Origin of the sequence: Sebaldella sp. S0638, assembly GCF_024158605.1 — a bacterium.
Taxonomy (GTDB): Bacteria; Fusobacteriota; Fusobacteriia; order Fusobacteriales; family Leptotrichiaceae; genus Sebaldella.
This window is the reverse complement of record NZ_JAMZGM010000055.1, coordinates 16,752-28,148: the sequence shown is the minus strand read 5'-3', so window position 1 is coordinate 28,148 and position 11,397 is coordinate 16,752. Positions and strand designations below refer to the sequence as shown.

Below are 11,397 nucleotides of genomic sequence, written 5' to 3'. Positions count from 1 at the left end.
ATAGATAAATCAATATATGAAAAACAAATCTTTTATTATATCAGATTTAATTTACAGACTTTCTTGCACACTCCCTCATCAAAACGTGTTTTTGCACTTTTATCAATATTGTCATTTTGTTTAATAATTTTTCTCAAAAATGGTCTTAATCTTTTATCATCATTAACAACTAAAGTTACTTTAATAGAGTTTTTTAATTTTTCGAGAATTAGATCTGTAAAAGAGTCATAATAATACGGAGAAACTATTTTAAGTTCATTTTTTGTTGCAGTGAAATCTTTATTTATTTGTGTACCTGCTCCTTTTCCAATATAAATATCACAGTTAACATCATTTTTAAATACTTTTGCTATATCACTCATATTTCACCCCTTGTATAATTTAATTTTATATATTTTAACATTTTATAAAATTATAATCAAATAAAAATTTTAATTAAAAAAACCGCCCATCCCGGCGGCATTTTTATTTCTTAGGCGAGTACTCACTGCTCTTAATCTGTTTCTTAAATTCCTCAAGCTTAAGAGTATTTTTCTCTCTGTCGTTTTTATTAGCTTCCTGTATCTTCTTAGTTTCATTAATACCATTAGTAATAGTTCTCCAAGTTTCCTCGATAGTCTCTATCTTTATAGAACTTGTCCCGGCCATTTTTGCCAGAGTAGTAGTGTTTCTAGCTACAGAATTAGCATTTCTTACAAGCAGCTCATTAGTCTTATCATCCAGAACCTGCATTGATTTTGCCTGTAACTCCTGTCTTTTCAGCATGATAGCCTGTGCAAGACACTGTTTGAAAATAGGCAGTGTAATAAGAAAAGCCGAATTAATCTTTCTTATAAGATTGTAGTTACCAAGCTGTATCATCTGTATCATAGGTATAGTCTGCATCGCCACATTTTCTGACATTCTAAGGTCATATATTCTCTGATCAAGCATATCTCTTCCCTGAAGAAGCGACTGATAAATCATCATAGCCTTTTGATCCTCAGGATTCTGAGCTTTTATCTCATATTCGGAAATGTATTTATCCACTTCTTCCTTAGCCAATTCACCGGCAACTATATATTTCTCAAGCATTTCATACGTTTCCACATTGGCTTTAGCCATCTGCTCAAGATTCATATTGCTTTGTTTTGTTTCAGCTTCATATCTTTTCAAAACAACATAAATTTTATCCACTTCGGCACCAAGATCTTCATACTTGGAAAATAATTTCTCTATAACATCTTTTGCCTTGCCGAAAAGCTTATTAACAAGCCCTTGTTCTTTATATACACTAAACTTCTCAAATTCTTTCGGGTCAAACTTATCCATTACTTTAGTAAGCTTAACAATAAGCTCGCTGCTTTCCTCGACTTTTACCCCTCTCATCTGGTGAAGCAGGCTGTCAGAAACATTGGAAATCCCTTTAGAAGCTGAATCACCAAAAAACAAGATACTGTTCAGATCGTCAATTACTACCTCAGAAGTAAGGGCCTGAACGTCAGGATCATCTCTTAGTTCCAGCTTGTAAGCGTTTGAATATTCGGCAATCTCTGCGGGCATTACAGGAGCAGGTCTTTCCTCCTGTACATTTTCATCAGGCAAAGATAGCTCAAATTTCTTTTTAAAATCAATCATATTTATCTCCTTCGTTGAAAACAGCACAAAAACTGTTTTATTATTTTTAAATATTAAATATTTTCTTGATAATAGAAGGACCTCTCAGTTCCGCCTCTGTTTTTAGGGGGAGGTCTCTTACGAATTCTTCTAAAAATATAGTATTAAAGAAGTGGCTGTCAATGTAATTTTCTATGCTCCCGCCGCCGGCTGTATTAAAGATAACTATATCAAATCCCACTCTGTTCAAAAATGCAAACAAATATGCGGATTCTATATTCATATCTTCAAGGTGGCTTGTGTAAATCACGATTTTTGGTATATTTTGCGTAAAATCAAAACTTTCCAGTGCGTAAAGTACCTTGGAATCCATAGAAATCACAGAAGCAATAAAATGAAGAACTTCCTTTTTTTCCAGATTAATTCTGAAAATAGCAGTATTAATAGTTTCTTCTATTTTAGACAGTATAAACTCTTCTAATTCAAATCTGATATTTTTTATTCTGTATAACGGATTTAGTCTTAATTCCTCTTTTATAAGCTTGTTATTTCTGTCTATGGAAAAATCAAGCGAAAATACTCTAGATTTATCAATAGGAGTAGGAACAATATTCACTGTACCGGCAAAGAGGGTATTTTTATTCTTTCTGAGATTATTAATTAAAGTAAAATATTTTATACGGTCAAGATTTACGCCGTTTACTTTAAAGAAAAAATTAGGTATAACTACAGTATCTTCATTCTGTATATGAAATCCCGGTCTCACTTTTGCCGGCTGATGAAAATATACTTCCAAATCTTCAAGAGTACCGTTAATCAAGAGAGACTGTGTATTTCCGTTTACAAACTGAAACGGTCTGAAAATCCCTGATTCAGGTGTGAAAAAGTTTTCTTTCAGTTCTTCACTGGCTATCTTAGTAGCAGAAGTAATCTTATTTACCACCTTTCCCTGATCGGAAAAAAATTCAAACGTAGAGTTATTATTGGAATTTTGTATACCATAAACAAATTTTTGTATAGGAATTTTGAAAGTATACTTTTCAAAAGGATCTTCCGCAGGATTTATATAAAGAACATCAAAACCCACAGCAAGCAGAAGAAAGAGAAACAGCGCCTCATGTTCCTTTATTTTTCCGAAATAAAAGACTTTTGGGTTGTCATTAAGCTTCCAGGTAATATCCTTTAGATTATCCTGAGCCCAGATGATCATTTTTACCACAAAATTTTTCTCAATACTTGGTGTTTTCAGAAGATTATTCTTTCTGGCAAGTTCATATATTACAGCGAGTCCATTTTTCAGTCTTGCATTTAGTTCTTCGTCATTAACAATATTCAAAAAACTATTCTGAAGATTCTCAAGATTAACTGCATTGATTAAAGCCAGTATACGGTTTACTCTGTCAGGATCTGCAGCAAACGGAATTTTTTCGTTAAACAGCAGATACTGCGATTTATATTTTACTGCCTTATCTTTTATGTTTGCCAAAAAATCACAGTAGTCCTGTAAGTTATGAATTCCTATTATACTGGCAAAATAAACATAGTAATTATCAGTCTTTGCTGTCCTGTCAGACTGTTTTGTAAAAATGTCTTGAAAAATATCATTTGATTCTATTAAATTAGAAAGATGAACCCGTTTCAAGCTATCCACCTCTTTCGTTTTTCATTGGTATTATACATTAACTCCGAAGTTCTTGCACAGAGCCGCAAGTCCTCCCTGAAATCCGCTTCCTACAGCATTGAATTTCCATTCCCCGTTATGTTTGTAGAGTTCTGCAATAACTAAAACAGTTTCTATACTGAAATCTTCAGCAAGATCGTATCTCAGAATCTCCTCATTATTGCTTTCATTTACTATTCTGATAAATGCATTAGAAACCTGACCAAAATTCTGATGTCTTTCAGCTGCATCATGTATAGTAACAGCAATAGCTATTCTTTCAATATTGACAGGGACTTTTGAGAAATCAATAAGAATAGACTCGTCATCGCCTTCACCCTCGCCTGTTCTGTTGTCCCCTGTATGAATAACTGCTTTTGTTTCTGATTCCAGATTATTGTAAAAAATGAAATCTTCATCTCTTAAGACTTTTCCGTTTGCATTTAATAAAAATGCAGATGCATCAAGGTCAAAATCAGCACTTCCGTCGTATCTGTTAGTATCCCATCCAAGGCCTACAATGACTTTTTCCAGACCGGGATTTCCCTTAGTTAAGTCTACTTTTTGTCCTTTTGTTAATGAAACTGCCATAATTACTCCTCCTATTATTATAATCCGTAGTTACCGCAAAGTGCAGCAAGTCCGCCGTGGAATCCTCCGCCTACGGCATTAAATTTCCATTCCCCGTTATATCTGTATAATTCTCCTATTACAATAGAAGTCTCAATGCTGAACTCTTCTCCTAAATCAAATCTTAAAAGCTCAGTATTTGTTTCAGTATCGACTATTCTGATAAAAGAATTGGAAACCTGTCCGAAATTTTGTCTTCTTTCATCAGCTTCGTGTATAGTAACAGTGAATACTACTTTACTTATCTGGTCAGGTATTTTATCAAGGGTAATAAGAACCTGTTCGTCATCTCCCTCACCTTCACCGGTAAGATTATCACCAAGATGTTCCACAGCTCCGTAAGCATCCTTTTTGTTGTTATAAAAAACAAGGTCTCTTTCAGATGTAGCCTTGTCATTTGCATCAAGCAAAAAGACAGAAACATCAAGATCAAATGAACTGTTTCCGCTGTACTTATTAGTATCCCATCCCAGACCAGCCATTATTTTATTTAATCCTGAATTTGTTTTAGTAAGATCAATTTTTTGACCCTTTGTAAGATTAATCGCCATTTTCCCTCCTAAAATATATTATAAATATCTTTGAATAATTTCTTTCAAGCCTTTATCTGCAGTTCCTTCACCAACTGCGGTAAATTTCCATTCTCCGTTATATCTGTAAACTTCCCCTGTGAAAAGAGCAGTTTTATCAGTATAATTATCAGATAAGTTAAAACGTAAAAGTTCTGTTTTCTTTTTATTGTCCAAAATTCTTATAAATGCATTTTTTATCATTCCGAAATGTTGCTTTCTATCAGAAGCCTTGTAAATATTAACAACGAAAACTATTTTCTCAATATTTGCAGGAACTTTTGATAAATCAATAAATATCTGCTCATCATCGCCGTCACCGTCACCAGTAAGGTTATCACCCATATGTTTAATAGAACCGCTTTTATGTGCAAGATTCCCGAAATAAACTACATCCTTTTCAGTAACCAGCTTATCTCCTGCTTCAAGCATCAGAACCGAAGCATCGCAGTCTATGGAAGGTGCAGATTTAAATGCGCTGAAAAGTCCGCCTCCTGATGGCTTTGCAGCATCCCATCCCAGTCCTACTAAAAGATCAGTTAATCCTTCGTTTCCTTTAGTCAGATCAACTTTTTGTCCTTTTTGCAAATTTATTGCCATAACTTTTCCTCCTTAAAAAATATATATGTTATATTATTGCCAGCTGTAAAATCAGGTTATAATACCTGCACATTCATAATTCATATCTTTATACTCAACTATTTTTATGTTTTTTTTCTCTGCGAGATATAAAATATGACGTATATTTTTGTTGTCAAAATTTTTGACAAGTACCAGAAGGGCATTTCTGCGGAGAAGCACTCTCGTAGTTTCGCCTATTCCCGGCTTTATTTTGTTCCATTCTTTTATGCTGAATTCTTTTTGTATTTTCAAAATCTGTTCATTAATGTTTTCTTTTTTTATTATATCAGATTTTAGAGATAATTTTAATGAATTTATCTTTTTAAAGCAATTACTAATTTTATTTATAAAGAAATTTGATAAATCATACTCGGAAAATTCGTTATAAATCTTGACTCCGTGAAAGTCACCAGGTGCAATAAAACTTTGATTATGTAGAGTTCTGCTGATAAGACCGCTTACAGTGGAGTTAAGGCAGCTGCTGGGAATAAAGATATCTTCCTGAGTAGCAGAAAGAGACGTTAATCCTGTGGGGTCTGCAATAACAGCAAGTTCAGAATTTAATTCAGTATTATATTTTTGATTAAAAATTTCCACAGCTTCTTTCAATTCTTTAAAAATTGCCCCTTTTCCAATCCAGCCGTCTATAAACTGGAGGTTTTCATTATTATGTTTGTTAATAATATGGAGAAGGGCATTTTCATCTATCCCTTTGCCTCTTATAATAGAAATACTGTAGTGGGGAATATCAAGATTATATTCTTCCTTAAAATATCTTTTTAATAAAGCCCCTATGGGAGAACCCGCTCTTGCAAGGGAAACCAGAATAATATTTTTCCCTCTGTGTGAAATAATTTTTTTAGCTAAAAGAGCAGTATAAGCGGCAATTTCGTATTTAGATTCCTCTGTACTGTCCATAAAGAGCCGGATATATTCATCATCGGGAATTTCTTCCTTTGAGAGAACTTCAGAGTAGTTTATTCCGCTGTTTATGATTTTTTCTTTTTCATCAATAGAAATAACTTTTATTTTTTCGCTAAGATCTTTTAACAAAAAAGTACAGTCGCTTATATCGTAACTTCCTGAAATTTCGCTTATATTTATATTTTCTGCTGCTGTTTTTATATTATTAAATATATCATTTTCTATAATTACCACTCCTAAGATAACAGAAATAAAAGTGTAAGTTTTTCTGTTTTTGTTTTTGAAAAAGCTTTCTTTATACTTTCAATATCTGTTTTTGATATTTTTCCTTCAAATATAATAAGGGCATTTTTTATTGAATCATCAATATTATAAAGATAGTAGACAATGCTATTTATAATGAAGGAAATTTTAAAATTAACAGGATAATTTTCATTTGAAGCCCTTAATACCGGACTTCTTGAAAAAGACTGGTATTTGATTCCGGTATCAGATGATTTGGAAAGATATTTGCATATAAGTGCAGGAAAATATATGAATTCTCCTGAACCTATAACTACAGAATTATTAGTGTTAAAAGAGCCTTTTATGATTTTGGCAGCAGATTCCGCTTCTTTATCAGCTTTTGAAATATAACTGTGACCAACAATTCTTCTGGGATTCAAAATTTCGCTGTTAATTTTTGCTTCTATAATTTCTGTATAAATAGTTTTTTCCTCTTCAGATGCAGGAATATTAACTATTTCATCTTCTGAAAATACAAAATCTTTTTTGATGTCAATAGCACCTTTTATAAGGGAAACAGAGTCTATTTCCAGAGAGTTATCCTCAGAAAAAACTTTGTATTTTTTTAGATTTTCTTCGTTTCTCCAGTCTAAAATGGAAATAAGCGTATATGTTTTTCCGGGGGATATTTCATTTAGTCTGGAAATTATATTTAAATTAGTATTTCCTGTAGTCAATTCGTCATCAATGAGTACAATGTTATCAAACACATCCAGTTCCTCTTTGGAAAGATGGCATATTTGATCAGCAGCATGAGAATGTTCTTCAAGGAATTCTATTCTGTTATCACAATTATCCAAGTATTGCCTTGTGGTACAGATAAAAAAAGCATTTTCTCCAAATAATGAAAAAACAGAATTGGCAATGCCTGTAGCAGTCTCTGCGAATCCTATAAAGAGAGTTTTCTTTTCCAGATTAATGTTCGCAACATGTTTATAAGTACCGGAATTATTCAGATATGTCACATAATCATGTAAAATATCATTGTATTCTTCTTTTCGGCATATTTCCTTGAGATAGATAAGTCCCAGCAGTTTCCCGGCTGCAAGCATAGTATCGGGATTTATTCTCAGATGCTTTCCAATGATTTTACTGATAAAAAGAAAACTTCTTTTAGGATTTATCCTTGCTCCGACTCTGAAAAGACTGTCAGGATTAACAGAGTAGGGGTTTTCTTTTATAGTCAGATCTATTTTTAGTTTATCAAGTATATTATAATAATTTTTCATAACTGTTCCTGTCATATATTACCCCGAAAATTTCTGCACGTTTTATTATTTTTTTAGCCCAGTTTTTATGAGGGCTGACTTCGTTCATTTTGTTTTCTCCATTACTTTTCAAAATTCCTGTTTTGCCAGAGCTGTTAAGCAGAAGGGCATCGTCATATTCTTCCTTTGTAACAGGCTGAAAAGCAAGAAAATATCTGATCTGCTCAGGATGAATGACAGTTTTCCCAAAAAAGCCGTTATGTCTGTCCAAAAGGATCTCTTTTATCATTGTATTATGTATAGTTTCAGTTTCATCAGTGAAAAATGAAGATTTTCCGTTATCGGAACTGCTGTTTTTGCCGACTTTTATATAGTATTCGTAAACTGGTGCAGAAACAGTATATTCATTGTCGTAACGCGTGAAAAAGTTCAGAACATCGCCAAGACAGGCACTTACAGTTTTTATATCATATAATGTAAGAAAATCCGGACGTCTGAGTGAAAATTTTGAAGAAAAATCAGTTCCGCCGACACGTATATTAAGTATATATTTTTTGTAGGGAAGCATAACTGTTTTAATGCTATTCAAAGCTTCCTTTCTGGTTTCGGCAAATAAAATTCTTTCTGTTTCAAATATAGGCATACCATATATACAGAATCCGTTTAGTCCCTCATTAATGGAAGACAAGTGTTTCAAATAAAGTTCTGCATTGGTATCGTCAAACTTAGGGAAGATAAATCCCGTAATTATTTCATAATCAGATATATCCAGATTTTTTGTAAAATCAATAAATTGTTTTATATTACGTACCCTTAAAAAAATTAAGGGTACGTCTGAGTTAGTAAGCGTGTTTTCTATAACAGCTTTTTTAATTAATTTAATTGTGTCAAGAACATTGTGCTCGGCATTTTCCAGTTCACTTTCGTCTATGGAATCTTCGAAGCACATAACCAAGGATGTAAGAGACGTTAATGACTTATTTATTATTTTTTCTGCAATATTTTTTGTAGAAGGCATGTAGAGTGTAGCCCCCAGTGAATATTCCAGGATGTCTTTTCCTGAAAATCTGTTAAACTCTTTAGGGAGTTTGTAAAACAGTTTTTCTTTATCTGCTGCATTGTTAAAATATATCATTCTATCTCCTCTATTATTTTAGATTATTTATTTTTCCCGGAGAAAATAAGCTTTCTCAGCATATCTACCGGAATTATAAGAACTGATAACCCAAAAATAACAAGCCATTCAGAAACTGAAAGAGGAACAGTTCTGAATACTTCCCCGCCTATATAAACCAGAACAATCTGAATAACAAATATCAGAGCGAATACTTTGATAAAGTTCGGGTTTAGTTTTAGATTTGCAAAAACATTTAGTTTTTCACTTCTTACGTTAAGTCCGTTAAACAGTCCGCTGAAGACAAATAAACAGAAGTAAGCTGTAAGATGGTGCAGATCGTCGTTAAAAAGATTTCTGAAAATATTAAGTTTCAGGAACACTAAACTGATAATTGTAGTCCAGATACCTGTCCACAGGATTGCTGTACCCATACCGTTAGATACTATTTTTTCATTTCTGTTTTTCGGACGTTCTTTCATATATTCTGCTAATGCTGGTTCCCCGCCGAGTGCAAGTGCTGCAAGTGTGTCCATAATCATATTGATCCACAGAATCTGCAGTATAGTAAGAGGATTCTGAACCCCTATAAACGGTGCAACTACTGAAATCAAAACTGCTGAAATATTAATATTAAGCTGGAATCTCAGGAATTTTTTAATATTATTGTAAATAGTTCTTCCGTATAATACTGCTTTTTCAATAGACTGGAAATTATCATCAAGAATTATGATATCTCCGACTTCTTTTGCTATTTCTGTCCCGCTTCCCATTGCGAATCCTATATCAGATTTCTTAAGGGCCGGTGCATCGTTAACACCGTCTCCTGTCATTCCTGCTACAAGACCAAGTTCCTGAGCCAGTCCCACAAGACGGAATTTGTCCATAGGAAGAGCTCTTGCGATAACCCTTATCTTAGGAAGAACTTTTTTGATTTCTTCATCTGACATAGCCTGAAGTTCGTCGGAAGTAAGAACAACCTGATCGTCAGAAGTAAGAAGTTTGCTGTCTTTGGCTATAGCCACAGCTGTTTCTTTTCTGTCTCCTGTAATCATAATAACCTGTATTCCTGCTGTCATAACCTCTTCAATAGCCTTAACTGCTTCCGGTCTTATATCATCTCTTATACCAAGTATCCCGAGGAAAATCATGTCTTCAGGGATGACATCTTCCACAAGCTGCTTTTCGCTTACTGTAAGTGCAAGTACCCTGATTGATTTTTCTGCAAGATCGTCAATAATTTTTACTAATTCTGCTTTGTTTGTAAATTCGTGTTTATTACCGTCATTGTCATAAAATGAAGTACATTTATCAAGTAATCTTTCAGGAGCTCCTTTATAAAAAGTAAGGTTCAGATTGCTGTCAAGCTCTGAAGCAGAGTATTTATTCGTGCTGTTAAAAATCTGTTTTGTTTTTACTTCTATGTTATCATCAATTTCATTTTTGTCTATGAATCCTAAAATGGATCTTTCAGTACTGTTTCCTCCGATTACATCACCGTTATCTGAAATAATTGAAGAAGTATTTTTGGAAATAGCAGTATTCACAAGTTTTCTCATAGAATCAGGAATACTTTTATAATCCTTATATGAATCGAAGTTTCCGTTTTGGAAAAGGATTACTTCAAGACGTCCTTTTGTGATAGTACCAGTTTTATCTGAAAAAAGAATATTCAGTGAACCGGCTGTTTCAATACCGACAAGTTTTCTGACAAGGACATTATCCTTGAGCATTTTCTGCATATTTTGCGATAATACAATTGCTATCATAAGCGGAAGACCTTCAGGTACAGCCATAACTACGATTATTATTGCATAGATTAATGAATCAAGTACTGTTTTTGCGATTTCAAGGTAATTACCACTGGCAAAAAACACAGAAGGATCATTAATCAGGCATGATACATAGAAAAAATTAAGAATACCTATGATAACAGCTCCGATATATCCGAATTTGGAAATCTTTTCCGCAAGATCAGTAAGTTTTGCCTGAAGCGGAGACTGAGTATCTTCGATGTTCATATTCTGCATCATAACACCGTTAACTGTATTCATACCGACTTTCTCAATTCTGATTACACCTTCACCGTGGCAGACAACAGCACCTCTGTATGTTTTGTGCGGGTTTGTAAAGTCTATTTTGTCATCAAAAGAAATTTCACCTGAAGTTGGTTCTTTTGAGTTCTCATCAGATTCGCCGTTCAAGACAGAGTTGTCTACTTTAAAATGACCGTTAACTACAATACCGTCAGCAGGAACTTTGTCTCCTGAATGAAGAACAACATAGTCGCCTACTACCACCTCATCTATAAGGATTTCTTTAACATTATTGTTTCTGTATACTTTTACTAAAATTTTGCTTGCTTCTTCCTGAAGTGATCTAAATTTTTTCCCGGAAGAATACTCGTTAAGTGTAGATACTATAGTTGCTACAAGTATTGCCATTGCGATACTCACAGGTTCAATCCATTTTATTATGCCGAAAAATGAAAGAACCAGTAACAAAATACAACATACACTTAGTATTTTGATCATAGGATCATTAAAACTGCCTAGAAATTTTTGTAAAAAAGTTTCTGATTTCTGTTCGATAATTTCATTCGTGCCGTTTAGTTCACGGCTTTTGATAACCTCTTCTTCGTTAAGTCCGTTAAAATTCAAGTCCATTTGCCCATACTCCTTTTTGTTTATTAAATATAATCACTAATTATACTATAATTTTCCTGAATTAGCAACATGGAAATTCTTGTTGAAAGCATGAAAAAACTGGATGAAATGCCACTTAAAATAA

Annotated in this window: 10 protein-coding genes; all 10 read right to left on the bottom strand. The window is 33.4% G+C overall.

All coding sequences use genetic code 11. The features are described from left to right. Positions 1–35: 35 nt before the first annotated feature. Positions 36–362, bottom strand: a complete 327-nt coding sequence (locus NK213_RS14060) for a hypothetical protein (protein WP_253350239.1) — start codon at positions 360–362, stop codon at positions 36–38. Between the two features lie 103 nt (positions 363–465). Further along, on the bottom strand, positions 466–1,617 hold the full coding sequence (locus NK213_RS14055) for a toxic anion resistance protein (RefSeq protein ID WP_253350237.1): 1,152 nt from the start codon (positions 1,615–1,617) through the stop codon (positions 466–468). Positions 1,618–1,663: 46 nt separating this feature from the next. Continuing rightward, entirely contained in the window at positions 1,664–3,238 is a 1,575-nt protein-coding gene (locus tag NK213_RS14050; RefSeq protein WP_253350235.1) for a YceG family protein, read from the bottom strand. Between the two features lie 30 nt (positions 3,239–3,268). Further along, a complete protein-coding gene (locus NK213_RS14045; protein ID WP_371926432.1) occupies positions 3,269–3,850 on the bottom strand; it encodes a TerD family protein in 582 nt (193 codons plus the stop codon). A 14-nt stretch (positions 3,851–3,864) separates the two neighbouring features. Beyond that, the gene (locus NK213_RS14040) at positions 3,865–4,437 is read right to left on the bottom strand and encodes a TerD family protein (protein WP_253350226.1); all 573 of its coding nucleotides are present in this window, start codon (positions 4,435–4,437) and stop codon (positions 3,865–3,867) included. Positions 4,438–4,455: 18 nt separating this feature from the next. Then, positions 4,456–5,055, bottom strand: a complete 600-nt coding sequence (locus tag NK213_RS14035) for a TerD family protein (protein WP_253350224.1) — start codon at positions 5,053–5,055, stop codon at positions 4,456–4,458. Positions 5,056–5,106: 51 nt separating this feature from the next. Beyond that, on the bottom strand, positions 5,107–6,234 hold the full coding sequence (locus tag NK213_RS20675) for a cysteine protease StiP domain-containing protein (protein ID WP_253350222.1): 1,128 nt from the start codon (positions 6,232–6,234) through the stop codon (positions 5,107–5,109). 2 nt (positions 6,235–6,236) lie between these two features. After that, positions 6,237–7,529 (bottom strand): phosphoribosyltransferase domain-containing protein, encoded by a 1,293-nt coding sequence (locus NK213_RS14025; protein ID WP_253350220.1) that lies wholly within the window; start codon positions 7,527–7,529, stop codon positions 6,237–6,239. Further along, positions 7,498–8,628 (bottom strand): HpcH/HpaI aldolase/citrate lyase family protein, encoded by a 1,131-nt coding sequence (locus NK213_RS14020; RefSeq protein ID WP_253350218.1) that lies wholly within the window; start codon positions 8,626–8,628, stop codon positions 7,498–7,500. The genes NK213_RS14025 and NK213_RS14020 overlap by 32 nt, the downstream gene beginning before the upstream one ends. 23 nt (positions 8,629–8,651) lie before the next feature. Further along, entirely contained in the window at positions 8,652–11,273 is a 2,622-nt protein-coding gene (locus NK213_RS14015) for a calcium-translocating P-type ATPase, PMCA-type (protein WP_253350215.1), read from the bottom strand. Positions 11,274–11,397 lie beyond the last annotated feature (124 nt).